The 24,945-nt window shown below is 58.1% G+C and carries 22 protein-coding genes and 1 pseudogene; 8 read left to right on the forward strand and 15 right to left on the reverse strand.

The genetic code is table 11. The features are described from left to right. Nucleotides 1-194: 194 nt before the first annotated feature. The 10 genes from FXB40_RS28300 to nifD all read right to left on the reverse strand — a co-directional run bounded on the left by FXB40_RS28300 (nucleotide 195) and on the right by nifD (nucleotide 12,053). Nucleotides 195-1,313, reverse strand: coding sequence for a TlpA disulfide reductase family protein (locus FXB40_RS28300; RefSeq protein ID WP_148775417.1), 1,119 nt, complete (start codon nucleotides 1,311-1,313; stop codon nucleotides 195-197). A gap of 790 nt (nucleotides 1,314-2,103) precedes the next feature. Continuing rightward, complete coding sequence (locus FXB40_RS28305) at nucleotides 2,104-4,176, reverse strand: prolyl oligopeptidase family serine peptidase (RefSeq protein ID WP_187437204.1); 2,073 nt, start codon at nucleotides 4,174-4,176, stop codon at nucleotides 2,104-2,106. Between the two features lie 176 nt (nucleotides 4,177-4,352). Continuing rightward, on the reverse strand, nucleotides 4,353-4,637 hold the full coding sequence (gene fdxB / locus FXB40_RS28310; RefSeq protein WP_148775419.1) for a ferredoxin III, nif-specific: 285 nt from the start codon (nucleotides 4,635-4,637) through the stop codon (nucleotides 4,353-4,355). 13 nt (nucleotides 4,638-4,650) lie between these two features. Continuing rightward, on the reverse strand, nucleotides 4,651-4,851 hold the full coding sequence (locus FXB40_RS28315) for a CCE_0567 family metalloprotein (protein WP_085399641.1): 201 nt from the start codon (nucleotides 4,849-4,851) through the stop codon (nucleotides 4,651-4,653). 7 nt (nucleotides 4,852-4,858) lie between these two features. Further along, nucleotides 4,859-5,329 carry a NifX-associated nitrogen fixation protein gene (locus FXB40_RS28320; RefSeq protein ID WP_085399642.1) on the reverse strand — a complete coding sequence of 157 codons (471 nt, stop codon included), beginning with the start codon at nucleotides 5,327-5,329 and terminating at the stop codon, nucleotides 4,859-4,861. A gap of 10 nt (nucleotides 5,330-5,339) precedes the next feature. Continuing rightward, entirely contained in the window at nucleotides 5,340-5,735 is a 396-nt protein-coding gene (nifX, locus tag FXB40_RS28325) for a nitrogen fixation protein NifX (RefSeq protein WP_085399643.1), read from the reverse strand. Next, on the reverse strand, nucleotides 5,732-7,138 hold the full coding sequence (gene nifN / locus FXB40_RS28330; protein WP_148775420.1) for a nitrogenase iron-molybdenum cofactor biosynthesis protein NifN: 1,407 nt from the start codon (nucleotides 7,136-7,138) through the stop codon (nucleotides 5,732-5,734). The genes nifX and nifN overlap by 4 nt, the downstream gene beginning before the upstream one ends. Nucleotides 7,139-7,147: 9 nt before the next feature. After that, complete coding sequence (gene nifE, locus FXB40_RS28335) at nucleotides 7,148-8,791, reverse strand: nitrogenase iron-molybdenum cofactor biosynthesis protein NifE (protein ID WP_148775421.1); 1,644 nt, start codon at nucleotides 8,789-8,791, stop codon at nucleotides 7,148-7,150. 118 nt (nucleotides 8,792-8,909) lie between these two features. Then, a complete protein-coding gene (gene nifK, locus FXB40_RS28340) occupies nucleotides 8,910-10,469 on the reverse strand; it encodes a nitrogenase molybdenum-iron protein subunit beta (protein ID WP_148775422.1) in 1,560 nt (519 codons plus the stop codon). Nucleotides 10,470-10,550: 81 nt separating this feature from the next. Further along, a complete protein-coding gene (nifD, locus tag FXB40_RS28345; protein WP_148775423.1) occupies nucleotides 10,551-12,053 on the reverse strand; it encodes a nitrogenase molybdenum-iron protein alpha chain in 1,503 nt (500 codons plus the stop codon). A gap of 577 nt (nucleotides 12,054-12,630) precedes the next feature. On the opposite strand from nifD, the gene FXB40_RS49940 reads away from it, so the two are divergent. From FXB40_RS49940 to FXB40_RS28370, 6 genes are all read left to right on the forward strand, one after another. Beyond that, complete coding sequence (locus FXB40_RS49940) at nucleotides 12,631-12,756, forward strand: hypothetical protein (RefSeq protein WP_283812955.1); 126 nt, start codon at nucleotides 12,631-12,633, stop codon at nucleotides 12,754-12,756. Continuing rightward, entirely contained in the window at nucleotides 12,753-12,998 is a 246-nt protein-coding gene (locus FXB40_RS28350; protein ID WP_148775424.1) for a hypothetical protein, read from the forward strand. The genes FXB40_RS49940 and FXB40_RS28350 overlap by 4 nt, the downstream gene beginning before the upstream one ends. 614 nt (nucleotides 12,999-13,612) lie before the next feature. After that, nucleotides 13,613-13,792, forward strand: coding sequence for a hypothetical protein (locus tag FXB40_RS28355; protein WP_148775425.1), 180 nt, complete (start codon nucleotides 13,613-13,615; stop codon nucleotides 13,790-13,792). A 338-nt stretch (nucleotides 13,793-14,130) separates the two neighbouring features. Beyond that, nucleotides 14,131-15,687, forward strand: coding sequence for a nucleotidyl cyclase domain-containing protein (locus FXB40_RS28360; protein ID WP_148775426.1), 1,557 nt, complete (start codon nucleotides 14,131-14,133; stop codon nucleotides 15,685-15,687). Next, a complete protein-coding gene (locus FXB40_RS28365) occupies nucleotides 15,684-17,426 on the forward strand; it encodes a ThiF family adenylyltransferase (protein ID WP_148775427.1) in 1,743 nt (580 codons plus the stop codon). The genes FXB40_RS28360 and FXB40_RS28365 overlap by 4 nt, the downstream gene beginning before the upstream one ends. Continuing rightward, complete coding sequence (locus FXB40_RS28370; RefSeq protein ID WP_148775428.1) at nucleotides 17,380-17,901, forward strand: M67 family metallopeptidase; 522 nt, start codon at nucleotides 17,380-17,382, stop codon at nucleotides 17,899-17,901. Before FXB40_RS28365 ends, FXB40_RS28370 begins: the two co-directional genes overlap by 47 nt. Nucleotides 17,902-17,914: 13 nt before the next feature. Here the strand turns inward: FXB40_RS28370 and FXB40_RS28375 are convergent, their stop codons facing one another. From FXB40_RS28375 to FXB40_RS28390, 5 genes are all read right to left on the reverse strand, one after another. Continuing rightward, the gene (locus FXB40_RS28375) at nucleotides 17,915-18,949 is read right to left on the reverse strand and encodes a TIR domain-containing protein (RefSeq protein WP_148775429.1); all 1,035 of its coding nucleotides are present in this window, start codon (nucleotides 18,947-18,949) and stop codon (nucleotides 17,915-17,917) included. A 291-nt stretch (nucleotides 18,950-19,240) separates the two neighbouring features. Then, a complete protein-coding gene (locus FXB40_RS49410) occupies nucleotides 19,241-19,453 on the reverse strand; it encodes a hypothetical protein (RefSeq protein ID WP_246208011.1) in 213 nt (70 codons plus the stop codon). A gap of 129 nt (nucleotides 19,454-19,582) precedes the next feature. Then, on the reverse strand, nucleotides 19,583-19,906 hold the full coding sequence (locus tag FXB40_RS49415; protein WP_246208012.1) for a hypothetical protein: 324 nt from the start codon (nucleotides 19,904-19,906) through the stop codon (nucleotides 19,583-19,585). Nucleotides 19,907-20,320: 414 nt separating this feature from the next. Beyond that, nucleotides 20,321-20,794, reverse strand: coding sequence for a helix-turn-helix domain-containing protein (locus FXB40_RS28385; RefSeq protein WP_347339784.1), 474 nt, complete (start codon nucleotides 20,792-20,794; stop codon nucleotides 20,321-20,323). Between the two features lie 209 nt (nucleotides 20,795-21,003). Then, on the reverse strand, nucleotides 21,004-21,363 hold the full coding sequence (locus FXB40_RS28390) for a hypothetical protein (RefSeq protein WP_246208014.1): 360 nt from the start codon (nucleotides 21,361-21,363) through the stop codon (nucleotides 21,004-21,006). A 2,136-nt stretch (nucleotides 21,364-23,499) separates the two neighbouring features. Here FXB40_RS28390 and FXB40_RS50530 point away from each other — a divergent pair. Then, nucleotides 23,500-23,969: pseudogene (locus FXB40_RS50530) on the forward strand (cytochrome-c peroxidase). Nucleotides 23,970-24,759: 790 nt separating this feature from the next. After that, complete coding sequence (locus FXB40_RS49950; RefSeq protein ID WP_283812956.1) at nucleotides 24,760-24,894, forward strand: hypothetical protein; 135 nt, start codon at nucleotides 24,760-24,762, stop codon at nucleotides 24,892-24,894. Nucleotides 24,895-24,945: the final 51 nt, after the last annotated feature.

Genomic DNA, 24,945 nt, shown 5'->3' on the forward strand with positions numbered 1-24,945 from the left:
GCGACCGTCGCCGACAGCTCTCCTGCCACGATGTTTGCGCGCTCGAATTGCGACCCGTTCATTGTTCCAATCCTCTCCATGCGGCAAGCTGCCTCACCGCCATCTTCGGCGCACCTTGGGCGTTCCGCGGCACCCGCTTCTGGGTCACCGCTCGTCCGCTGCGAGCCGCATTTTCTTAAATTCAGGCCAAGAATTCAGGCCAAGGCGTTCTTCGTCCCCGAGAACGGCTTTGCCTCCTCATCCTCGTACTTGGCCAAGGCCGCAAGCAACAGCCGCAGGTAGTGTGCCTTCTGTTCAGCCGGCATTGGCTTCGGGTCGTCCAGCGACTTCACCGCCGACTCAGCTAACTCGACCGCACGATCGTTGTCGCCACTTTCGAAACAATACTGGGCGACCGCCACATAGGACAGAAACTTGCGGCCGGCCCAGCCTTCTGGAGAGCCCAGCGCGAGGATGTGTTCGGCCAAGTCCTTGCCAATCGCAAAGCGATCAGAATGCGGAACATCAGAGTTCTTCTCCGCTGGATTAGAGAGTTGGCGGATCGCTTGCACCCTCCACAACTCGGATTGTTTTTCGACCGCATCGCGAGCCAATTGACGCATAACGGGTAATCCCGTCTGCATGTCATGGATTTTGTGCAGGGCTAGATCCTCATGAACTAGGTGAACGTTGATGTCGTCCGGCATGATTGTGACGCCCTCTTTAGCGGCCGAAAGCGCCGTCGACGAATCCCGGGCCTTCAGCGCCAGTCCAATTTTGCCCCAGAATGCTTGCGTCCGGGCTTTCTCGCGCATTTCAGATTCTGCTTCAGCGATTCGCTCAGCATCCGCTGCTTTGGCTTCATCGCTGGTGCGCCAGGTGCCATTTACGAGTTTTGGCAACACGTCATACAGTTGCATCGGGTGACCGATAAAGACGACGCGACCGTCACGGTCGATGACGAATGAGGTGGGGATAGTGCTGGAAAGGCTGGGCGCCATCCAAGACTTCTTCATGTTTCCGGAATAATCGAACGCGATCCGAAAGTTCAGCTCCGAGCCGTTCTTGGTCAACCACGCGTCCAAGTGTGTTCGCGCCTCCTCGGGCGTTGAGCCTCGCTCGGAAGCTGCAACTGCAACGACCTCAACTGCGCTATGGTCGTATTTCTCTTGCAGCTGCGCGAGGTGGGAAATCTCCGCCACACATCCGCCGCACCAAGTCGCCCAAAACGCGACAATATACAGCGTACCCAGCTTAAAGTTGGTGAGGGGCTCGCCACGTACCCAGCTCTCCACTCTGATCGGAGGAGCTGGCGACTCCATACGAAGATTCATGTTGTTCTCCAAAGATATTGCCAAACCTTCACGCGAATGTTTGCGCAAGCTCGTCTGTCTCTAAGAAACGCGCCCCGAGTTCAATGAACGAGAGAGCGCGTCTGCATGCACTCCGCCTGACACCGTGCTCAATCTCAGCAGCAATGGCCGTGCCAACGCCAGCAACGAACATCACGCGCCTGATCGGGTCTGAGATTGCCTCGGCAGCTCAACATGACGGTACGTTTGTAGCTAACGGTCTCGTTCGATGTCAGACATCGGACGCGGGTCGAGCGCTTCGGGCCGCGGGGTTTGTGCCCCGCCCATCATGACGATCTCTGCTGGCGTTTTGAGGATCGCTGCCGTAACCGCCGGCGCGCGGCGCCGGCAAATAACAGTTAATATGAGCCTCGCTCGCTCTGTCTGTCTGACCTGCTTCTTAAAGAAAGCGCGGCCACGGCTGCTTGAAGATAATCCTGTCGCCGAATTGAGCGCCTGCGGAACGTACAAAAGGCAATTCGAACTTTAAATCGCGAGCTTTTGTGCGGATACATTCTAAAGGGCAAGACAAGACGCAGTTTAGTCACGGTCCTGGAAGATCACGCGCAGCACCGGGCTGAGATACAGCACGTAAGTGAGGTCATAGAGTTGTGAAGAGAAACGGTGTTATCAAAGTCCCGGCGAGACAGTAACTCCACCATGCGTTGGTTCAAGCACGCAGGATCTCGAATCGGCCGTAGCGGGAGTTCTGACGCCGGTCAGATCGCCCTCGCTCTGGTCGATATCGTACGAATGTCATCTGGCAATTGCGTTAGCTGGCTGACGCCTCCTCCTCCTCCTCCTGCCAGCCAATCTTGCTCTTCAGAAATTCAAAGCCCAGCGCTTCGAGGCCTGCGCGCTCCTTGTTGTCCTTGCCGCGGCCGTGCCCGCCCGCCGCCTCGTAGAAATAAGCCTCATAGCCCATCGCCTGGAGCTTTGCGGCCATTTTGCGCGCATGTCCGGGATGGACGCGGTCGTCCCGCCGCCTCGTGGCGATCAGGATTGGCGGATAGGGCTGGCCGGGTTTTGCGTTGTGATAGGCGGAATAGGTCTTCAGCCATTCCCAGTCCTCGGTCTTGTCCGGGTCGCCGTACTCCGCGATCCAGCTCGCGCCGGCAAGCAGCTTGGTGTAGCGGCGCATGTCGGTCAGCGGGACGGTGCAGAACAGCGCGCCGAAACGCTCCGGGTAACGCGTCAGCATGTTGGTAATGAGGATGCCGCCGTTCGATCCGCCCCTGGCCGCGATCCGTTTCGCTTTCGTGACACCGCGGCGGACGAGATCGGCGGCAACGGCCGCGAAGTCGTCATGCGACAGCTTCTTGCCGGCGAGCCGGCCAGCCTCGTGCCATCGAGTGCCGAACTCGCCGCCGCCGCGCAAATTCGCCTGCACAACGGTGCCGCCGCGCTCCAGCCACAGCTTGCCGAGCGACGAATTGTAATATGGTTTCACCGAGCGACCGAGGCCGCCATAGGCGGTCATATAGACCGGCGCATCGCCGGTTTCGCCTGCGGGGCCGGTCTGCACATAGGGGATATGCTCGCCGTCGATCGAGATCGCTTCATGCTGCGTCACCACCAGGCCATCGGCGGTGAAGGCCTTCGATGCCTGCTTCAACACGACAGGACTTTCGACACCGCGCTCGATCAACAGCAGCGAGGGCGGCGTGAGCGGGTCCTGCACTTCGGCGAGCAGGTCGCCGTTGCTCTCCGACGGATGACAATCGAGCGGCCGGACGTCGACCACGCCGATTTCAGGAAGCCCGCCGAGTATCGCGCGGCTCCAGCCCGTGGCGAATGGCGTGAAGATCTGGAATTGCGGCTTAAGTTCGTCGAGGATCGAGAGCACCAGTCTGCCGGCCGTCCAGAACAAGTCCTGCAATGCGCGCCGCGGTCCGGGCTCGAACAGGAGCGAAAAATCGCGGCTGCCTGCAAGGAAAGCCGAAAGCGAGATGCCGAGGACGGCATCGGTGGCATAGGTTCGACCTCCGGTCGACCAGGGCTGGCGCAGCTTCATCGCAAACCAGTCGCCATGGGCCTGCATCCAGATGCCGGACGGGAGCTCGAGCTTCGTGGTGGTGCCGGCGTGATCGCGCAGCCAGATGCGCTGGTTGAAGAAGTCGATCCGATCGATGATCCAGGTACGCGGGACCGCGCCGGTATGGTCCGCGAGGCCATGGACACGCATGTGATCAGCCGCGGTCTCGAAGATCACTTCTGCCCGATCCACAGGTTCGCTACGACACCACAGGCGAACGGTCCTCGAATATCCGGAGCTCGTGACCATGCCCTCGCCATGGGCGCTGGACAGCAGCAGCGTGTCCGTGTCGAGCCAGTCGACGCTGCCCTTGGCTTCCGGCATCGCAAAGCCGTTCGCGACGAAGCTCCTCGTGTCGGCGTCGAATTCCCGCAAGGTGACGGCATCGCTGCCGCCGCGCGACAGGCTTAAGATACTTCGCGGGCTTCCCGGCAGTGAGCTTGTCGAGTTCAGTAGCCAGTCTTCGCGCTCGCTTGCCGCAAGCTGGTCGATATCCAGCATGATCTCCCACGCCGGATTGGGTCTTCGAAACTCCGGCATTGTTGTCCGCCGCCACAGCCCGCGCGGGTAGGTGGCGTCCTGCCAGAAATTGTAAAGATAGCTGCCGCGGCGCCAGCCGTAGGGGATCCTGTCAGGCCGATCGTAAATCGCGGTCAGCGCATCGCGATCTCGTCCCGCGGCCGGTCCGCCGAACACGCGCAGCGTCCTGCTATTCTGCCGCTCGACGAAGTTCAACGCCCGTCCGCTTTCGATCTTTTCCAACCATAGATAGGGATCATCATCTGGAGTCGAGGCCGTTGGCCTTTCAATCCGCGACTGCAACGGCACACCTTTTTTGACCAAGATTCACTCCATGCTTAGCATTGACGCGCACTTTCGACAGGATTCAAGGCTTCGCCGTACATGTCGTCGGCGCGATGCCGGATCTTCCGAGCTACCTTTGTCTCTGACAAACCACCCCTGTTCATAGCGAGAGAAAAGTCGATTCAAGCAGCTGGCGCGTGGGTCTGACAGTTTGTCGGACAGACCCGGGCGCAGGCGCTGCAGCCGATGCAGGCCCCCTCGTCCTTCATCACCATGACCTTCTTTTCGACCTCATCGTCGTCCTCATCGAGATCGATCAACTCGCCGCCCTCGCTCAGGCCCTTCAGCGTCATGACCTCGCGGCCGCAGACCTTGTAGCAGCGGCCGCAGCCGATGCACTTGTTCGGATCGATCCAAACCAGGTAGTCCGGCCTCCAATCGCGGCCGTCGCGGGTTCTGAATGACATGGCTTGAGGTCCGTTATGCTTTGTGTAGCGCCTGGAGAACTTGGCGCTTGCTTTCGAGCTCGCTGAAGGCGTCGTGGGCCTTCTGCGCCACGCTCAGGATCGCGGTCCAGTTGACGGGCAGTTCCTCGGAGAGGTCGTGGAGGTCCATCTTGGCCTGGGTCGCTTTGGCCGACAGCTTCTTTATTTCCGCTTTCAGGCTTTCAACATCGCTCATACTTGCCTCAATAGTTCGCGACGTCCGGGAACTCGCGGATCATCTCAACACCACTGTTGACGATTTCGTCGCCTTGGTCGGCAAGATGACACAGATTGTTGAAACCAAAGCGATGCACGTCCCGTAGCTGCTTGCTCACGACAACGAGCCGGCCCCCGATCAGTACGATCCGACCGAACCCTTCCTGATGCATCTTCAGCATTGGCGAGATCATCACGCCCGTCGCCTTCTCGATCGAGAGCGCAATGGCGTCAAAGAACAACTGCAGTCGCCATATCGTGTCGGGCTCGGGATTGCCAACGATCGGCAGCGCACGGCGCTTGCGTTTGTCCAGAATGTAGGGGTCGAGCAGGTCGAGGTCCTTCTTGCCCTCCCAGGCGCCGTGGGTGTCCTGGGCGCGCAAGATCTTGATGAGCTCTTTGAGAAATGGCCGCTCTGCCGCGGGGGCGGCTGGAGTGATTTCAGACTGATCGGGCATCCTCTTTCCTTCAGGCTTCGAAATCCACCGTACGTTCCGAGCTTTTGGTGAGCAGCTTCCGCAGCCAGGGCGGCGGCGACCCCTTCAGCACGGTCTCGAGTTTGACGCAAAGGTCGTCGATGGGCTCTGGTTGCAGCACCTTCATCGGATGGATGTTGCTCGCGACGACGCGCGCAGCACCCGAGCCGCCGATCGCCGCTACATAGAGGATTGCGCAGTCCCTGATCGCCTGGATCTTCGGCGCCAGCTTATCCTCATTGCCGTCTTCCGTGAGGTCACCGCCGAACTGAACCGCCTCAATAAACCGATGCCCGTCCGGGCCGACCTCGTAGATCACGATGTTCTTGGCCCAGCCGAAGTGCGCATCGACGTGCTTCAAGTCCTGAGTGGCGAATGCAACTTTCATCCGAGTGGTTTCTCTTCCTGCTCAATGCAACTGGGGCGGATGGACCTGCAGGTCACCGCAGGTGATGGCCAGGAGTCGGGCGTCGGCCCATGGTTGGTTTCGCGGTCGGTGATGATCAGATTGGCGATGTCAAAGATCAGATCACGCGTGCCGCGATAGCCCACGGTCGTGAGGTGCGCAGCGCCAAGGCGATCGAACATCGGAAAGCCCACCCGGAGGAACGGAACATTGAGTCGCGAAGCGGCCTGGCGACCGTGTGAATGCGACATCAAGAGGTCGCAGTCACGTGACCTGGCAAGCTCTTCAAGATCCTCCAGATCGCCGATCAGGACGTCCTCGGTCCTGACCCGCTGGAGCACAGGTGAGTTCGTCGTCGTCACCGCGGCCGTTACCTGCGCCCCCATGTCGTGAAGGAAGCTGGAGAGATCGAATAACAAGTCCGGCTCGGCGCCGATTGCGAGCTTGCGGCCGCCGATATGGAAATGGGCATCCAGCATGGCGTCTGCCAGCTGTCCACGCTGCCGGCGATATTTCGAGGGCACCGACCGGCCGCTGATCTCGCTCAGAAACGCGATGAATTCGTCACTTGGCATAAGGCCGCAGAGCCGCTCGAACAGACGGAACGGCGTGCCTGTCCGCGCCTGCATGATCTCGGCCGCACGGCGCATTTGCGCGCCGATCGCGATCGTCCAGGCCGCCTGCCCCATCGTCGCGATCTCGTCAACTCCAATGCCGCCGATCGTGGTTGGCGTGAATTCGTCGGGGATGTGGCCATCCAGCGAACCGGCAACGTCCGGCAGGAAGGAGGGCTTGAGCCTAAAATCCTCAAAGATCGTGCGAAGCTCGTCGAGATCGCCGGGCGTGAGATGGCAGCCAGGTAGCACGTTGACGCGGGAGCCATCGCGCGGTCTCGCTGCGTCGACGGGAGCCACGAGCACCTCGATCATCCGCGCCACTGTTTTGCCCCAGCCATCCTGAAAGGCATCCTTGAAATCGGGCGTCGAGACGTAGACAAGGGGAAGCTTTTCGAGCTGCGGATGCTTCTGCCGGATCAACCGGATGAAGGCCTCGACGTCATCGCCGTTGGTCTCGGTGACGCCAGTCGAATTGATACCAATGATCTCCGGCTCGACGCGATTGTAGATGTTGAGGATCGCCTGTTCGAGATTCTCGAGACCGCCGAGCACGGTGGCAACCTCGTTCATGGCGGTCGTCTGCATCGGCACGGCTTCGTTGAAATGGCGCACGAACAGCGTCAGCCCGAAGGAGGCGCAACCTTGCGGGCCGTGCAAAAGCGGCATCGCGCCGCGCAGTCCCATGAAGGCAAATGAGCCGCCGATCGGCTGGCTCATCTTGAGCGGATTGACCGAACAGGCTTTCTTCGAGGCAGTGACGATCGCCATGTCGTTCTCCTACTCCGCCGCCTGCAGCGCCGAGGGCTGGAGATCGGAAAACGTGTCCTTACAAGCAGGGCCTCTTGCGGTGGAATTGGTGCACGGCTTGGCGGGCTCGACGAGGTTCCGGCCATGCGCCGCAATCGCGCTCTCACCATCGCCGATCTCACTTCTGTTGGAGAAACTTATCGTCTTGACGCCGTTCGCGGTCGCGCCGCGAACTGGATCAACGACTTGCACATCCATCTGCGCAACCGTCTTTGCCTGACGCTTCCAATCGAACTCATCCCAGGGCGCGCCTTGGCGGAGCTGATCCCATATCGGATTGTAGAGCGCTTTCTCGATCTCCTCCATGAGCTTGACAATCCCGACATAGCCCATATAGGCGTGGCAGCGCTCCTGGTTGATATCGAGCCATGGCGTCGCCGCCTTGAGTGCGACGAATTGCGACTTGCCGCCCGAAAGCATGATGTCGGCTTTTGCGTCCTTGAGCATCTTGTAGATCTCGCGAGATGACATGTCCTCGATCATGTGGGCGTGCTGGCCCATTAATTCCTTGATACGTTCCTTGTCCTTCTCGGTCGATTTCTTCACAGACGCGCCGACGATTTCGAGCCCGGCCTCCTGCAAAGCGGCCACCATCGACCAGGATTTCACGCCACCGGTGATGAGAACGACCCTCTTGCCGGCAAAGCGCGGCTTGAAACGTTCGATCGCAGTCCAGGCTTTGGTCTCTTCGCGTGCGATCAGGGCTTGCGTTCGTTCCATCAGCTCAGCCGGCGCGCCACGTTCGATCAGCAGCCGCGCGATCTGGCGCAGTGAATCGCTGGAATCCTCAATACCGTAGAACGAGCCTTCAAAAAACGGGATGCCGTAGCGCTGTCTCATCTTGCGTGCGAGGTTGATCATTGCCTTTGAGCAGACCATCATCGCGGCTTTGGCTCGGTGCGAATAAGCGACCTCGCGGTACTTGCCATCCCCCGAGATGCAGGACAGGATCCGAATTCCGAGCTCATCGAGCAGCGGCTTGACCTGCCAGAGCTCGCCGGACAGGTTGTATTCGCCAATGATGTTGATGTCATACGGAGTGGTGTAATCGGGCTCTCCGGTCCCGATGACGTGCTCCAGCAGTGCTTCGCCTGCGAGCTTGTTACCAAGGTTCTTCGACCCCACAAATCCCGGTGCATTGATGGGAATGACCGGTTTGCCGAATTTGGCGGAGGCCGCCTTGCAGACCATATCGATGTCGTCACCGATCATCGCGGGCACGCACGTCTGGTAGACGAAGATGGCCTGTGGGTCGTATTTCTCTGTGATCTCCTTGACTGCCCTGTACAGCCGCTTCTCGCCGCCGAACACGACGTCGGTCTCGGTCATGTCAGTGGTGAAGCTTCTGCGCCACAGATCGGAGCCGGAGGAGGCGGAACCGCGATTGTCCCAGGAATTGCCCTCACAGGCGATTGGACCATGCACAAGATGGGCGACATCGGTAAAGGGCTGCAGTGCGATTTTGGCGCCATCGAAGGCACACCCGCCGGCGGCGCCGCCCGGCTTCAGCTGCTTGGTGCATCCATTCTTGCGCTCGACGTTCGACTTGCTCGCGTTCCTGGCGCAGCCCGGTTCGTTAAAGACGTCCAGTATGGTCGTGGGAAGCAAAGTCATGGTGTCTCTTTCGGGGATGTCAAGACGCCGCACAGACCAAGAGCATGGCCGGCGGATAACCTGTGATCCCCGCCACACCGCCGCTGTTCCTGCGGACGAATGAGGCGGGGCGCTCGCCTTAGCGTATGATGTCGAAGCTGTAGTCTGTCTTGCCAACCGAGCTGGTTTTCCTGTCGATCTCATCAAAGATCTTGTCGAGAATCTTGACCAGCACATTCATGCTACCCTGATAGCCCCACACTGGATAACGATGGTGATGATGGCGATCGAAGATGGGAAATCCGATGCGGATTAGCGGTGTTCCAGTGTCACGCTCGAGATATTTGCCGTAGGTGTTACCGATCAGGAAATCGACCGGTTCTGTGAACAGGAGCGAACGCATGTGCCAGAGATCCTTGCCCGGGAAGGCGCGGCAGTTTTTACCGAACGGCGAGCTCGCGAACAGCGCCTGCATTTTCTGCTGCCAGGCCTTACCCCCGTTCGTCGAGAGCACGTGGGTGGGCTCAGCGCCGAGCTCCAACAAGAATGCGGCCAGGCCATAGCAGAGGTCGGGATCGCCGTAGACCGCGAACTTCTTGCCGTGAACATGCGCGCTAGAGTCAGCCATTGCGTCTACCAGACGCCCGCGCTCCCGCTCCAGCGCATTTGGAATTGCCTTGTTGGTGATACGCGACAGCGTCATCAGGAAATCGTCCGTGGCGCCGACGCCCAGGGGGTGATTGAAGGCGACGACCTCTTGGTCGTGCCCCTTGACGAAGGCCAACGTCTTCTCCGTACAATATTGCTGCATGGAGATGGTTGCCTTCGCGTGGACTGCGTTCGCGGCATCCTTCAGCGTGGTGCCGCCATCATACATGCGGAACTCGCCGTCGGTGGGGGTATCGAACACGTCGCTGTTATCCGCGAGGATGGTGTAGCCGATCCCCATCAGCTCGAATATGCGCTTTATCTCACGCATGTTGCCGACAGTGTAGCCGTCGAAGCCGCCGATGAAGTTGATCGTGTTGTTCGCCTTGCGCTGGAGTTTTGGCGCCGTGCCGGCTTTGCCGTCCCAGAAATGCTCGAGGATGCCCTTGAGCGTGTTGTCGTAGCCGGTAACGTGGCTGCCGACGAATGCGGGAGTGTGAGCGAATGGTACATCGTAGTCCGCGGGGACTGAACCTTTTTCCTTGGATGTTTTGATGAAGGCGTTGAGGTCGTCGCCGATGACTTCCGCCATGCAGGTCGTCGCGACCGCGATCATCTTCGGCTTGTACATGTTGTAGCTGTTGGCAAGCCCGTCGGTAAGATTGTTGAGCCCCCCGAACACGGCCGCGTCTTCCGTCATGGACGAGGAGACGCACGAGGTCGGCTCCTTGAAGTGGCGTGACAGATGGCTGCGATAATATGCAACGCAGCCCTGTGAGCCGTGGACGAACGGCAGTGTGCGCTCGAACCCGAGCGCGGCGAACACCGCACCTAGCGGCTGGCAAGCCTTCGCCGGATTAACCGTTAGCGCCTCGCGGGCAAAGTTCTTCTCGCGGTATTCGGGCGTCTTGGACCATTCTCTGATACGGTCGACTTCGGCGGGATCATGCGGATTCTCAAATAGCGCCTTCTTATTGGCCAGCATCTGCTGGTATTCGTCTCCCCGGAAAAGCTCAGAGTGGTCGAGTATGTGTTCGGCGTTCTGTGTCATCATGGCACTCTTTAGGTTCTTGTGTTCGTTCTCCTGCCCTTCCCCTCCTCTGCGGAAGAAAGGGGCCGGGCGTCGGCGTTCCTATTCCGCCGCCATGAGGCTCGGCCGCGGAGCGTCCTTCCAAGGTGCCGTGGTCTTCCCCCAGATCGGGGAGTTGATCGCCATATCCATGTCGCGGGCGAAGATCGCGAAGCCGTCGTAGCCATGGTAAGGACCCGAGTAGTCCCAGGAATGCATTTGACGGAACGGCACGCCCATTTTCTGGAAGACGTATTTTTCCTTGATACCGGAACCTACGAGGTCTGGCCGGATCTTTTCGACGAAGCGCTCGAATTCGTAGCCGGTGACATCGTCGTAGATCAGTGTGCCATCTTTGACGTAGTGCTGAGCGGTGCGCTGGTAGTCATCGTTATGCCCGAACTCATAGCCTGTGCCGACAACGTCCATGCCGAGGTCCTCGTAGGCGCCAATGACATGGCGAGGACGTAAGCCGCCGACGAACAGCATCACGGTCTTGCCTTCGAGCCGCGGCAGGTATTTCGCGGTCACCGCGTCGACAAGCGGCTGATATTTCGCGATGACGCGCTCGGCGCCTTCTTTGATCTTATCATCGAAGAAGCTTGCAATTTTGCGCAGCGACTCCGCGATTTTGGAAGGCCCGAAGAAGTTGTACTCGCACCAGGGAATTCCGAATTTTTCCTCCATGTGCCGTGAGATGTAGTTCATCGAGCGATAGCAATGCAATATATTGAGCTTCGCCTTCGGCGTCGCCTCCAATTCAGCGAGAGATCCATCCCCGGACCACTGGGCGATGACGCGCAGGCCCATTTCTTCGAGCAGGATCCGTGACGACCAGGCATCGCCGCCGATGTTGTAGTCGCCGATAATCGCAACATCATATGGCGTCGGCTCAAATTTTGAACTGGCCTCTGGGGCGCTCTTGTCGAAGATCCAATCTCGAACTGCGTCGTTCGCGATGTGATGTCCGAGCGATTGTGACACGCCACGAAAGCCCTCGCACCGCACAGGCACGATGGTTTTGCCGCCATATTCCTTTGACTTTTCTCTGGAAACCGCCTCGATATCGTCGCCGATCAAGCCGATCGGACATTCGGACTGAATGGTAATGCCCCTGTTGAGAGGAAATAGCTCCTGGAGCTCATCGATGAGTTTCGTGACCTTTTTATCGCCACCGAACACGATATCCTTTTCCTGGAAATCGGAGGTGAACTGCAGTGTCACGAAGGTGTCGATGCCGGTCGTGCCGACGTAGTAGTTGCGCCGCGAGCCCCATGAGTACTGACCACAGCCGACCGGACCGTGGCTAATGTGGATCATGTCCTTGATCGGCCCCCAGACCACGCCCTTGGAGCCTGCGTAGGCGCAGCCACGGATGGTCATCACGCCCGGAATGGACTTGATATTCGACTTGACGCCACAATCCGACCTCCCCGCCTCGTGAACACTGAGATGCTTGGCGCGCCGTTTGGCGGTCTTCTCTGGGTAAACCTTCAACACCTCATCGATTAGCTGCTTGTTGCGCGCCTTGATCTCAGCGACACTCTGGGTAGTTGCTCGGCTCATACAAATTTCCTTTGATTGTCGCCTCAGATCATGAAGCGACGCGCTTCTGGTAGACGGACGGATTCCCGATCCGGCATTCAGGTGTAAGGCGTGCAATCTCCGTGACCGGTCCTACTGATCGCAACTTCGCGGCCTTCTGGATCATGCGGCAGCGGTCGAGCGCTTGCGAACGCGGTGTGTGTGACGCTGTTGACTTGTCGACGGGATCGCTGACCAAGACGCGTCTCGGTGAAGTCATGCCTACTCTCCAGCGGGTGGTCATATCGGCTTCTTTACTCACTGCCTGCCATCAGGGGCGTGTCCCTCTGCATGTTGTTGCAGAGGGCTAACAGCCGCCTCTTGCGCAGGGGTTTGCAATGAGTGTGCCAGCGCTGGTCGAAGACAAAAACCCACGTCTGTAGAACTAGATAGTTGGCAGGATGCGGATTGTTAGAAACCTGACCTGTTGGCCACCGACAGGCGTACCGGCTAACGGCCTGTCTGAAACAAGACAATCAGTTGCGCTCTCCGGGAAATCTACGCCGCCAAAGATCGGTTATTCGCCGCATTGAAGGTCGAGTTAGGGACGCAGAAAGATATGGCCAAGGAGACATCGCTCAACTTGAACATCACCGAGCACCGGCATTTCGGGATCCGACTCATCGCTGCCATCGTCGCGCTTTCCGCTGTGATGAGCATGTCCGTCGGTGACTGGTTGGAATGATCCTGCTGGCCGCGGCTTGCACGATGGCCCTGAGCTTTGAGCTCGGCATGAACGCGAGGTTCTTCGATCAACTCGATATCATTCTGGAGGAAAAGAAATTTCCAAAGCCGATCGTAGTGGTGCCCGTGAAAAGTGGGTTGAGCGTGATAGATGGCAACAATCGAATAGCCGCCCACGCGTACGCATTGTCTCCATTGCTTCCAGCAGACCATCTTGAGAAAGCTCTGAAAACGCACTACTGACGTTGGCGACACCGGACACTGGCGTCAGTCTCACAAAGCCAAATCCCTTGTGAGCCGCTGTGTCCCGGTTCATGGCATGGCTTAGGATCAGGCCGTCGATTGTGTCATGCTGAAGCGCTCGCTTGTAGGCCGGGCGATAAGGCCTGTACGCCACGTGAACCCATACCTGCTGGCGGGCATGGAAAATGCCCGCGTTGGGATGATCGCTGATGGGAAGAAGCGGGTCGATCGCCGGAGACGCGGGCACAGTAACCAGGAAGGTCTTTCGGTGGCCCCGGCCTGATACGACCCTCTCGATGTCGCCCACGTAGTTGCGGATGGCGTCCTCATCGACGCGGCGTCCGAGACGCCCATGCTGCGTCGCAACGCGCCGCGAAGCTCTCTTAGCGCCGCGCATCAATTCCATCCCGTACAAACCACCTATCTCCACCTTTCGCGGTGCGTTGCGTCCTTCGTCGACCAAGCAAGCGCCGGTCTCGGCTGGTCAACGTCAAGCGCGCGTTGCGCGCTCCTACTCTTCGTTGCGGTCACAAGCGATGTCGCCGCCTCCACCGTCGCTGACGGGCCTTTCCACGAAGGCCGTAATCACGCGATTGGAAACGATGGAGAGTAAAATGGTGGTTTCGACGATAATGGAATTGATGCGCCTGACGCGGATCGAGCTTTGTGACCTTGCCGTGAAGATCACGAACCGGCTTCCGGACTATCCGGAAACCTCGCAGGCCTACGTGACCGCCCGCGAAACGCTTTCCAATATCCGGCGCATCCGGGCGAGACGTGACCCCAACTGGTAGGCGCTTCCGCACGTCAAGCCTAGATGGCCTTGGCCGTGCCGGGCCATGAACCCGTGAGAAGTCCGAAAACTGTGGTGAAATATACGAGGAATGGGCTTCTCCCTTGCAAACGTGCTGGCAACTCCTGACGCTAATGATTCGCCCTAAGTGATTCGCTGTTTCTTGCGGATGTTTTGCGAGACCGAGGTCGGGCGCCGACTTGGCAACGGACAGACCGGTCACCATTTAAGGGCGTGAGGCCGGGTCGTGAAAACCCGGGGATGCCGCGGCCAATTGCCCCGACAGCAGAGTTCACTTTTGGCGCAGTTAGCGCGATCATGATTCAGAAAGGCGTCGCTATGGGTACCCGTACTTGGAACAAGGACCGCGCAACGAAACGCGTCGACGCCAAGATCGACGCGCTGCCGCTCAAGGATATCGAAATCAAGGAATATGTCCGCGACACGAAGCTGGCGGGGATAGCCAACACAATGGCGTACCGCGTCGATGGTGTGCACATCTACGCTGACATCCTCAATCTTAGGGACATGCTGAATGTTACAGATGTGGAAGGAGAAACCTGCCACAAGCAAACACTTCGGTTCCTGAATATGCACTATCGCGCCGTGCACCGGATTATCGGGCGCGTGGATTCCATCCTCGTTGATTTTCACAACCAGCGCCTGCACTCCGTCTTTGCAAAGCCCTACGATGACGAAGCTAAGCGCGTTCATCGCGCAGTTGCGACCGGGCAGCTCATTACCGACGTGCTGGCGCGGACAGGTGAAGATGCTAATCATCCGGCGGCCAAGGTCCGCATCGGTATAGATAGCGGAAAGGCCCTGGCCGTAAACAATGGGCGGCGGGGTCATCGTGAGCCGCTTTTTCTGGGCGAGCCTGCAAACTATGCGGCCAAGCGCGCGGGCGGCGGGTCCGCGACCGGCATCTATCTGACCAACAAAGCGCGGAAGGTGATTGGGCTCGCGGAAGTTACAAACGTTGATGCTACACCGCTTACAGCTACTGAGATCGAAACGAGCCAGAACGCGGCTAACCTTGGCGTGACGGTCGATCAGATCGTCAACGAGTGGGCCGACGATTTGAAGAACAATCCAATTGGCAATTTCGAGTTTACCGGTCACACGCCTCCATTCGCGACGCTCGATGTCGAAGGGCTTTCGGTCAAGAACTCGCGCCGACAGGATGCCGCGACCGTTTACGGCGATCTGGACGGATTCACGGCCTACGTTGGCAACAACATCGGGACGAACGATGGAGCGAAGCACGTTGTTCGTACCCTCCATGTTCTGCGCGCTGAGCTGGACGCCGTTCTTCATGAGGACTTTCAAGGTCGGAAGGTCCGCTTCATCGGCGACTGCATTCACGGGCTCCTGGTTGAAGGAACCGCCCAGTCGACAGACGTTCATGAGACGATCAGCAATATGGCGCTGTGCGCCGGGGCGATGCGCAGCAGTTTTGACCTCGCGCTCAAGCGGCTCAAGGACAAGGGAACGGATGCATCAAGCCTCGGGCTCGCAATCGGGTTTGAGTATGGCCCGATGACCGTGACACGGCTGGGTATGAAGGGCGAGCTTATCCGCTGTTCCGTCAGCCGGGGCGTTCTGGCCGCCGAGCACGAACAGCACCGTTGCACGGGCAAGCAAACGGCAATCGGCAAGGTCGCCTATAACAAGTGCACCCACGGTGTTCATGCGATCTTCGGCGATTCGCGTATCCGGTCGAATCTCGATTACGATACCGCTGTCAGTGAAATGGCTGCCAAGGACGACAAGACCGCGCGTGCCGCAAAGGCAATGGCAGTGTCAACACTGTTGAAACCCGCGAGCGCCGCCGCCGCGCCGCTGACGTTTCCTGATCGTGCCACCGGCCCAGCCAAGCCGGGTGGGTTTGCGTGACGTGGTATTTCTCGAACCTCGCCCGGTTTCGGGCAGAGCGTGAAGGGCTCGACGTTTTTTCCCAAAACGTCGATTGGTTTGTGCCTTCCGGCTGGCGCATCGGTGAGGGCGCGCACCTGGTGCTGGACGCTGAAATTGTTGCTGGTGGCCGGGTTTATCCGGTCTACCTACAGTACCCGGAAATGTTTCCGCATAGCCCGCCTTCCGTATTCCCTCGCGGCGAAACTGGACGCTGGTCTCGGCATCAATTTGGACCGGGGGGTGAGCTGTGCCTTGAATTTGGCCCCGATAACTGGATACCGGAATTAACCGGCATCCAGTTGATCGAGAGCGCGCATAGGCTGCTTCAAGGTGAAAACCCAGGCGTCGGCGAAAAAGGTGTCGTGCAATCCCGCCACACTGACACATTGGGCCAAAAACTGCGCTCGGAATATAGCCGTCTCTTGATGACGCGAAGCCTTGAGGCGTTTCTTCCAGCGCTTCCTGTCCGAGCTCCGGCAACGTGCAATTTCGTTTCGGCACATCATCAGGATTCGGTGATCCATGTAATCGACAAGATCACCTTGGGGGACGGAATCAACTGGGTAGACCCGAGCGTACCGTCCCAATTTGCGTCGGAGTACTTGGACCGGCCCGCGCCAATTTGCCGATTGGCGATGGGTGAAGTGCTTCCCCCAATCAGCACCTATCAGGATTTCCGTGCAGCCTGCGCAGCGTTCGGGGTCACGATCGATAATCGGTATGCCGTGATCGTGCAGGGCGCAGATGTCCACGTGTATTTCCTTTGGGAGCCTGACAACACGGCCGTAGAAGTTGCGGTCATACCGGCCTCGCCGGATGTTCCGAGGCTCGACCCAGCGCATGAACTCTTGAAATCCAAGAGCGTGGCGTTGATCGGTTGCGGATCGCTCGGGAGCAAGGTCGGCACAATGCTCGCACGATCGGGTACGGGCCGATTTGTGCTGGTCGATGACGACATTCTGCTGCCGGATAACCTAGTCCGTCATGACCTCGACTGGCGCGACATTGGTACGCACAAGGCGGCGGCCCTTGAGAGGCGATTGCAACTCGTGAATCCCTTGGTCGAAACGACCCGTTGGCGATCGCGCCTAGCCGGACAAGAGTCAAACGAGTCTGCGGAAGGGGTTTTGAAGACTATCGGAGAATGCGATCTGATATTTGATGCGACCGCCAATCCCGACATTTTGAATCTCGTATCGGCGGTCTGCTCAGTCACGGCCAAACCCGTTTTGTGGGCCGAGGTTTTCGGCGGGGGCATCGGTGGATTGATTGCGCGTTGCCGACCCAACCTTGAGCCTCCGCCGCAGTACATGCGCCGCGCGATTGAGAATTGGTTTGCGGAGCGTGGGCCGCCTCCTGTGAAGGCGACCCGATCTTATGAGACGGGACGGGACGGCGTGCCCCTTATCGCAGACGATGCAGATGTTTCGGCCATTGCGGCGCACGCCGCTCGATTTGCGATTGATACATTGATCGGTCGTATTCCTTCACTCTTTCCGAATTCGGTCTACGCTATCGGGCTGGGTGCTGGGTCGGTCTTTACCCAACCCTTCGAGACGTATCCAATCGAAGTTGGACCACCTCTCGTGATAGCACCCAAGCAAGAGTTGTCGTCGGAAGAAATGGCAGCGGAAATAGCGAACGTACTGAGACTTTTCAAAGCAAAATCAGATGAAACTGCTGCTGCCAAACAAGATAGTCAAACGCCTGAGACATGAGCTGCGAGGGCGGCGTCATGAAATTGGCGGTGTTCTGGTCGGCGAGAATGTCGGCCCGGATACGTTTCGGCTCATCGACATTTCGGTTCAGCTCAGCGGGGGGACGATCGCACATTTTGTGCGCGACCCGGAGCATCATCGCGAGTTCTTAGCGGATTTTTTCGCGCACACAGGCCGTGACTTCAAGAGGTTCAACTACATTGGCGAATGGCATTCGCATCCTGCATTTGAGGCGGTGCCTAGCGGCGAAGATATCGCAAGCATGTTCGAGATAATCGAAGATCCCGCTGTCGGCGTGAATTTCGCCATTCTCATCATAGCGCGACTGGAACGTCGCAGCGTTTTGCAGCTGTCGGCCACGCTTTTTCGGGCAGGCATTATTCCAGAGCCCATCGAAGTCATTATTGATGCCAAGACTGTAGATAGCGACAAGGCATCCTTGTTATCACGACTTCTCGATTTTTTTCGATGGTAACGTAAGGGCCAGCTTAGCCAACCTGTGTGCGCAAGCCGATCGCGCGAATGACCCTTCTAATCTCGGTGCAGACTGGACCAATGCGTGAAGGCAAATCTTCCGGTTTTCCAGGCAAGTAAGATGCTGGCGTGATTCCGTGCAGGTCCGACGGCAGCGTTAAATCCTTCAGCTTGGGATGCACGAGAAACGTTCGGTGCCTGCCGAGCTGCCCCATGAACATTCCAAGCTCAAAGAGAACGTTGTCACGGATTGCGGGATGGGAGCTGCCTCGCGACTGTACGACGTCCTCAAATTGAGCTACCGCAACCGCGAAATCGGATTGCGCCACAGCCTTCTCTAGCGCTTCGAGGGCGTAGCCGCTGACCCAGAAGACGCCTTGCGTCCACACAGTCGGCAACGCGTCGTGTTGCAATCCCACCGCGATTTCATTCGCAACGTCGAGGGCCTCAACCGACGAAATAAGGAACAGCTTTGGTCGTTCATTGGGCTGCTTAATCAGCCTGTTGCGATCAAACAGCCTGTTCGACAGTTCACGCGCGATCAGCCTCCATGTCTGGGGGTATTTGTCGAGTATATCAACGAATTTTGCGCCAGGGACCTTCAGGGCTACGACAACGCCCGTTGGATGGACGGTTGCGGATCGGGGATTGGCGCTGTCAATCGCTGACATCTCGCCACAATGGCCGCCGGTGCTAAGCGTCCGCACCTCGACGCCGTTCGCGATAATGGAGACTGTACCGGCGACGATAAGGTACACGTCATTCTTCGCTTCATTTTGGATGATAAGCGGGGTCGAGCTGTATTCGATTAATTCGCCAGCGGCGATCAAATCCTCAACGATCGCGGCATTCCCGCGCACGAAGTCCTGGCGCATCAATGCGTCTACAAGTGCTTGGCGGTTGTCGCCTTGAAATCTCTCGATCATTGCGTGATGCTTTTTCTGCTCAATCAATAGGGCTGAAATTAATGGTGCGGGCAGCCGGAATCGAACCTGCACAGCTCTTGCGAGCCGAGGGATTTTCTTACCAGCTACGGCTTTCGCCGCCAAAGCCGTCGCGCGTTCGCGCTGGGCTCGTTTGTGGTCTGGACTATACCTTCACCATGGGCGCGTTCGCGCCTTTAGATGCTGCCCGTCTAGTCTCTACACCTTCGCTCCCAGCCGTTCGGCTGGGGACGCTTGGCTCGGGATTGCCATGTGACAGGTTTCCCCGAATTTGAGCAGTTCTGCACCTTGGGTTTCCTCACTCAATTTGGCTTAAGTCCCTTGCGTCTACCAATTTCGCCATGCCCGCATAAGAGGCAACTTACCTGTGGCTGGCTGCTTCGCCAACCTAAAAACTCAGGTTTGTGAACCCACCCCTCGGAAGCGGGTTTTCTTGCTGCGGTTGAAGCGCTTTGCGGGCGTTTCCGAGGGGGCTTTTGAGCCCTTACGCCGGACGTTAATGATCGAGGCGTCGACCATATTCTTTATGTGCGATGCGTAGAATCCCTCGATCATCTTGACGCTGGTGCGGCAGTTCTTGGCGATCTGGTATACGTCCGCGCCTTCCATGAGGCGAAGGCAGATGTAGGTGTGCCGCAGGCTATAGGACGTCCGGCGCTGTCTCTCTCGATCGAACTTGAGGCCTTCTTCGGCAAGGATCGCATTGAATAGCTGGCGATGATCCTTCGGAAAACCCTCTCACTGCCAAGTGTTGGCTTGCGCCGATTCGTAACGCGCTGGAATGGATGCACCGCACCTGGCATGCTCTTGCAAAAGCCGACGCCGCGCTTCCCGCGCAATTTCCAAGATGGTCTCACGGCTTCCCTGATCGTAGACGATCTTCACATCCCGAAACTCCAGCCGCTTTGCCTCGTCGGGCCGCAGGCCAGTGTTCGCCATGAACAGAATGTAGTCGTGCAGGTCTTCGTACTCTTCGAGCCGCGACCTGCGCTTGGGATTTTCGATCCGCGTCGCGGAAGGTTTTTCGTGCTTGAGCAGTCCTGCTTTGAGCTTGCCGCGCAAGCCAAGGTACCAGTCCTCGGCAAACGTTTTCGCCTCGGAGAATGAGTCTGTCTTCGTCGAGACGCGCCAATTGCGGTTGCCGAGAAACGTTGCGCATTGCCAAAGGCGGGAGCCTTCGCGCTTGTAGACGCGACCGTCAAGAAACCTGTGCTGTTCGGGAATTTCGGATTTTCCCGCGAAACGCTTTCGCGGGTGGCGCTAGTTCGCCCGGAAAAGAAACTATCCGAGGACGACTGTGTAAGTCTTATGTAACAGCTTTCGAGGAGCCGAAATCCTCGTAAGTCGTTGAATTTTAAGATTGTTGTCTTGCGTTGTTGGCTTAGTAGAGGATTTTAAGTCGGCCGAATGTAATCATTGCAGTTCGGGCACGACAGGCGGGGTCATGAGCGGTTTTGGGCGCCGTCGCGTTGGATGTCATGAACTCTCCCCTTTTCGGCAGCTCTCAGGCCGGAATAACGTGATCCGGCCCGCTCTGCCACGCTTCCGATGCGGCTTTACCGTTATCTCGACGTCCTGGCGGAACGCCGTCAGCATACGCAGCAGCTTTACCACAGAAACCAGCCTGAACTGGCCCCGAAGCATCCTGGACAGGTTGGGCTGCTTCACGCCCACCAGCCTCGCGGCTTCGGTCTGAGTGATCTCCCGCTCCGCCATCAAGCGCTTCAGTTGTACGACGAGTGCTGCCTTGAGTTGGTGCTCCTGGGCGTTCGCCAGGCCGAGATCAGCAAAAATGTTGCCGGAGCCTCGGCTGTGGGCCGGCAGCTTCTTCTTCTTCGTGCTCATCATCGGGCTGCGTCTGTTCCTTGTCGATAGCTTCGGTGTCGCGCAGGCGCTGCCGAAGAGATGCCCCTTCTGCGGGACCAGTTCGTCCCTGATGCTGATCAGCACCTTAGAGAGCTGCTGATCGGCTCGGGTGAAGGTTAATTTGAAAGCTCTACAGCGCTCGAGTGCCTTCGGAGTTTTAGCTTAACGTGTTGCGCGTGTGCTCGCCTTGGAGGACAGCACACAGGCCGGGGAGCACGTATTGTGTGCGGCTAAGAGTATGGACGGTAATTCGTGCGTCCGAGCGCCTGCGGAAATCAGCGTAAGACACGAGTTCACTTCCATAGAAGAGATTCTGGCCAATCTGTGAACTCCAATTCGAAGCTACGTAGGCCAGTGGGTTTGGTCGTGAATTTAAGGGTCTTCCCTGAAAGGGCTGCCAATGAGCCAGATGCGAACTTGAATACTGTCGTGCCGGAAGTTGCGACCGCAATGCCTTGCTCGCCTTCCATGATAGAGAAGCCGGTCGCCTCGGAGAGTTGTCCAATTGCAACTCCCTCCAGCGCGCGGTGAAATTCCAGGGAAGCCAAGTATGACCCTTCGTCAGCAGCCCACTCGCTGACCGACACTGCTGTGATCCCCGCGTCGCTCAAGAGACCACCCGCGATCCGGCAGCCATATTGAACGCTGAGCATGACCCGCTCATTCCGAACTCCGACCGGTTCTCGATCGGCGGCAGTGATCGTGCACGCGTACCGCCTTGTGTCCGCAACCGCGCCCGTGCTTGGCCCGAACAACTCGAGAGCGGAACATAATACAAAAGCGAGAACGGGTCTTATCATTCGGCTGCACCTGGTCTGGAATATCGTTCGCCTACTCTGTACAATCTGACGCTACGGCCGATTCAAGCTTCTTCGATCGCTCTGTCGGATGAAAGCTAGTCACGGTGACCGCGGTGTCGCAGAAACGTGGCGATCGGTGTCCCCCGGCGACACCCCTGGATGGGTGCCCGAACGATTCCGTTATCCGCGTTCACGCCGCGCAGCGGGCCAGCACGTCGGTGAACCAAGGCTATGGACCGACGCCATTCAGCTCGGCGGCGGCTATGAGGGGCCCGACGGCCCGCGGCGCCGGAGCGCTACGTTCCTGACGCGGGCGCAGGCGTTCTGCGGGCGGAAGCCATTTCCGCGCCAATGCCCCGCGGCCAGGTCCCGAAATTTTCTTCACAGTTTCAATGTAAAAGGAAACGTGGTCGCCAGGAGCCGGTCAAAGGCAGTCTGCCGCTCAAGCAGACGCTCTTCGAGGAACTTACGCTCGACACCACTCAGCTCACATTGAAGCCTTCTGCGACAGCGCCAAATGTCATTCCGCACGTATCTGATCTCATTCAAGCGATCGTCAATCGAAGCCATCACGCATACCATATTCAACCTGAACCAGCCATGGACAACTGGTCGATCACGTCTTTCCGGGGAAGACGCCGATGACATGTCACGACCTGGCCATCTGCGGACATGATGTCACGATCTCCTCCCAGCATGTCCTCTTGTATCGCAGTCTTTCAACGCAAGGGCACGAAGTGACGGTTGCTTCTGCAGAAGTTCAGCGGCTTTTGCCATCAGCGCGCAGGACTTCAAAAGCTGCCACTCGCCGTCAGTAAGACGAAGTGGTTTGTTATTCCAACCAACACCCGGCCTGATCCGGTGTCAGGCCGGCGACTTGAGCTGGTTCGAATGGGAGTATCCGACTAATCGGACCGTCGCACCGTCAAGCTCTGGGTAGCCGCGCCTTTCAGATTTGAGAACGGCAATTGTCATGCCAGCGAACTTCAGGTGGAAGGCAGGCCATGTTCAAGCTTGGGGCTGGTCCGTTACAAAGGAGCGGGATTTCGCGGCGGCGTCCCCGGAGCGGCCCGGATATGAGTCGGAGAGGCTCCAGTAGGGCAGGGCTCGGCAAAATCGTGGGCGATGCGCACCGCCTTGGCGCCTCGGCCCCGTGTCTCGCCAAACCTGCGTAGACCTTATTACCGCCGGGCTCGCGTTCGGCCCGCAAGCTGGCAATTCGATCTCATCACAAAACTCTTTGTGCGATGATGTCGACCAGCGCTTGTCGCATCTGTAACACTGCATGTATTCATCAAGCCAAGACATCCGACGTTGTTTGTTCGCCCGGGCTCGTTCTGCAACTAACTCAGCAGCTTGCACGTCAGATACAACTGGCAGCGGCTGCTATTGTCCAGCCACACCGTGAGCGCTGAGCGCGACCAGCAGTGTAAGACGCATACGATCAACTTCGCGGGAGCGTATTGGCCACCCAATCGCTTGATGGAGCACCGATGCGGCCACCGGACAGCTTACCCTTTTGCGGCACACCCGTTGTTGTCAGGTCGACCACCACGCCGAAGGTTGAGGCGCTCGTCTGATCTACCAACCAAATGTCGTTATCTGGCTCAAAGCGAACTCGCGAATCAAATAAGGCCCAAACGCTCGTGGGCGCACGCCGGCAGCGAGCATCTTGAAATCGTACGTTTGATGCAGCCTCGCTTTCAGAGGATCTGGTGCATACTGCGCCAACCCGTTGAACGAACGGAGGATGGCCTCGTTCTCGACTGTTTCCTTGATTAACAATCAGAGCTGATGAGGTGGGTGTATGAACAAATCGATCCGGAAGCTTCGGCTTGTGGCCGAAGCATCTGTTTTGGCGACTGGGCTGCTGATGTCCGGACGATGAGCTGATGAGAACCGCCAAGCAGATCTTCCATCCGATCCCCTGAGTCATTCCTGCGGTAAAGGACAATTCAGTCACACATGAAAAAGATCGAGCTTGGCAAGATGCTGTCCTTCGATCCGCGGCTATCGGCAAGCGAGATCATTAGCTGCGATACATGCCACAATCTCGGTACCGGCGGAGTCGATGCCGTTCCGACCTCAGTCGGTCACGGCTGGAAGGTCGGCCTACGTCGGGCCCCCACTGTCTACAACGCGGTGTTCAATGTGGCGCAATTCTGGGACGGAGGCGCCGCGGACCGAAGGCGCAAGCCACCGGCCCTGTGCAGGCAAGTGCCGAAATGAATGCGACTCCGGATCGTGTGCTCGACACCTTGAACTCAATGGCCAGCTATGTCGCCTTGTTCAATAACGCCTTCCCGAACCGATACCAGTCCCCTTCGAAAACTATGCGAAGGCAATCGAGGCTAATGAAGCGACTCTCATTTCACCTGCGGCTCCATTCGATCAATATCTGGAGGGCAAAATACATGCTCTGGATGATCAGCAGAAGTCAGGGTTGGCGCTGTTTATAGAGAACGGATGCTCCGCTTGCCACAAGGGAATCAACGTCGGTGGACAGGCATACTTCCCATTCGGCGTGATGAAAACGCCTGACGCAAGCCTGCTCCCGGGCCGCCGATAAGGGTTGGTTCGCGGTCACCAAGGCAGTCGGTGACGAATATGTCTTCCGCGCGGCGCCCTTGCGGAACGTCGCGTTGCGAGCGTCTTATTTCCATTCGGGCCAAGTTTGGAGCGTGAAGCAAGCTGTTGCCCTGATGAGTGAAATCCAGCTCGGCGCCAAGCTTAGGGATGAGGAAGAGAACGATATCGTAGTGTTTCTGTATTCGCTGACCGGGCGGGTACCTAAGATCGAGTATCCGCCACTACCCACGTGTACAAACACGAGGCCAAAGCCTTCCATAGATAGATAGGACTTAGCAGCACCGGCCTCATGCTTGGTGTAGCAGATGCCATGCACGTACCCGGGGTCACGCAATGACGTCAAAATGAATGATCCCGTGCCGTCACTCATAGCCAGGCATATAAAAAAGCGCCCGGCCTACTCTGGAGGCCGGGCGAAAGTCACGCAGGAGCGACGCTGCTTTACGCATCGCACCAGCTTTCGTCGGTAGGGAGGACTACCGGCGATCGATTTACGGCGAGGGCATTCGCCGTCAAACAACGAGAAGCGGATATCGCCTCCGCGCACAATCTGGAGCCGCTTGCCTTCCGCTCCTGTGGGACACTTCAGGACTGCCCACCACTCGCACCCGAGTCCAGTTGGCAAGGCAGTGCCTTTGATGGAGCTGGATCCTTCGCGCAATGCGCCGCGCCCTGAAACTCAAGCGGCCGCTTTACCGTCGCACAGCAGCATTTGGCATCCCCAAAACACCAGCAACGCTCGATTATCTTCCCGAAGATCGTGCCAAGGCGCCAATCTCCTATGACATTCCGTAAGGTAGGTAAAATAGATTGTTGTGATGGGACGCATCCACGCGATGGATAAAT

The organism is Bradyrhizobium rifense (genome assembly GCF_008123425.1).
GTDB lineage: Bacteria > Pseudomonadota > Alphaproteobacteria > Rhizobiales > Xanthobacteraceae > Bradyrhizobium > Bradyrhizobium rifense.

Excerpts from the sequence above, each read along its gene's own strand:
- FXB40_RS49950 (WP_283812956.1), top strand. The coding sequence starts at position 24,760 with ATGCGCCGCGCCCTGAAACTCAAGCGGCCGCTTTACCGTCGCACAGCA.
- nifX (WP_085399643.1), bottom strand. The coding sequence starts at position 5,735 with ATGAAAGTTGCATTCGCCACTCAGGACTTGAAGCACGTCGATGCGCAC.
- FXB40_RS28300 (WP_148775417.1), bottom strand. The coding sequence starts at position 1,313 with ATGAATCTTCGTATGGAGTCGCCAGCTCCTCCGATCAGAGTGGAGAGC.
- nifN (WP_148775420.1), bottom strand. The coding sequence starts at position 7,138 with ATGGCGATCGTCACTGCCTCGAAGAAAGCCTGTTCGGTCAATCCGCTC.
- FXB40_RS49410 (WP_246208011.1), bottom strand. The coding sequence starts at position 19,453 with ATGGAAGGCGCGGACGTATACCAGATCGCCAAGAACTGCCGCACCAGC.
- FXB40_RS28320 (WP_085399642.1), bottom strand. The coding sequence starts at position 5,329 with ATGCCCGATCAGTCTGAAATCACTCCAGCCGCCCCCGCGGCAGAGCGG.
- FXB40_RS28355 (WP_148775425.1), top strand. The coding sequence starts at position 13,613 with ATGGTGGTTTCGACGATAATGGAATTGATGCGCCTGACGCGGATCGAG.
- nifE (WP_148775421.1), bottom strand. The coding sequence starts at position 8,791 with ATGACTTTGCTTCCCACGACCATACTGGACGTCTTTAACGAACCGGGC.
- FXB40_RS28370 (WP_148775428.1), top strand. The coding sequence starts at position 17,380 with ATGAAACTGCTGCTGCCAAACAAGATAGTCAAACGCCTGAGACATGAG.
- nifK (WP_148775422.1), bottom strand. The coding sequence starts at position 10,469 with ATGACACAGAACGCCGAACACATACTCGACCACTCTGAGCTTTTCCGG.
- FXB40_RS28390 (WP_246208014.1), bottom strand. The coding sequence starts at position 21,363 with ATGCTCAGCGTTCAATATGGCTGCCGGATCGCGGGTGGTCTCTTGAGC.
- FXB40_RS28360 (WP_148775426.1), top strand. The coding sequence starts at position 14,131 with ATGGGTACCCGTACTTGGAACAAGGACCGCGCAACGAAACGCGTCGAC.
- nifD (WP_148775423.1), bottom strand. The coding sequence starts at position 12,053 with ATGAGCCGAGCAACTACCCAGAGTGTCGCTGAGATCAAGGCGCGCAAC.
- FXB40_RS28350 (WP_148775424.1), top strand. The coding sequence starts at position 12,753 with ATGATCCTGCTGGCCGCGGCTTGCACGATGGCCCTGAGCTTTGAGCTC.
- fdxB (WP_148775419.1), bottom strand. The coding sequence starts at position 4,637 with ATGTCATTCAGAACCCGCGACGGCCGCGATTGGAGGCCGGACTACCTG.
- FXB40_RS49940 (WP_283812955.1), top strand. The coding sequence starts at position 12,631 with ATGGCCAAGGAGACATCGCTCAACTTGAACATCACCGAGCACCGGCAT.
- FXB40_RS28315 (WP_085399641.1), bottom strand. The coding sequence starts at position 4,851 with ATGAGCGATGTTGAAAGCCTGAAAGCGGAAATAAAGAAGCTGTCGGCC.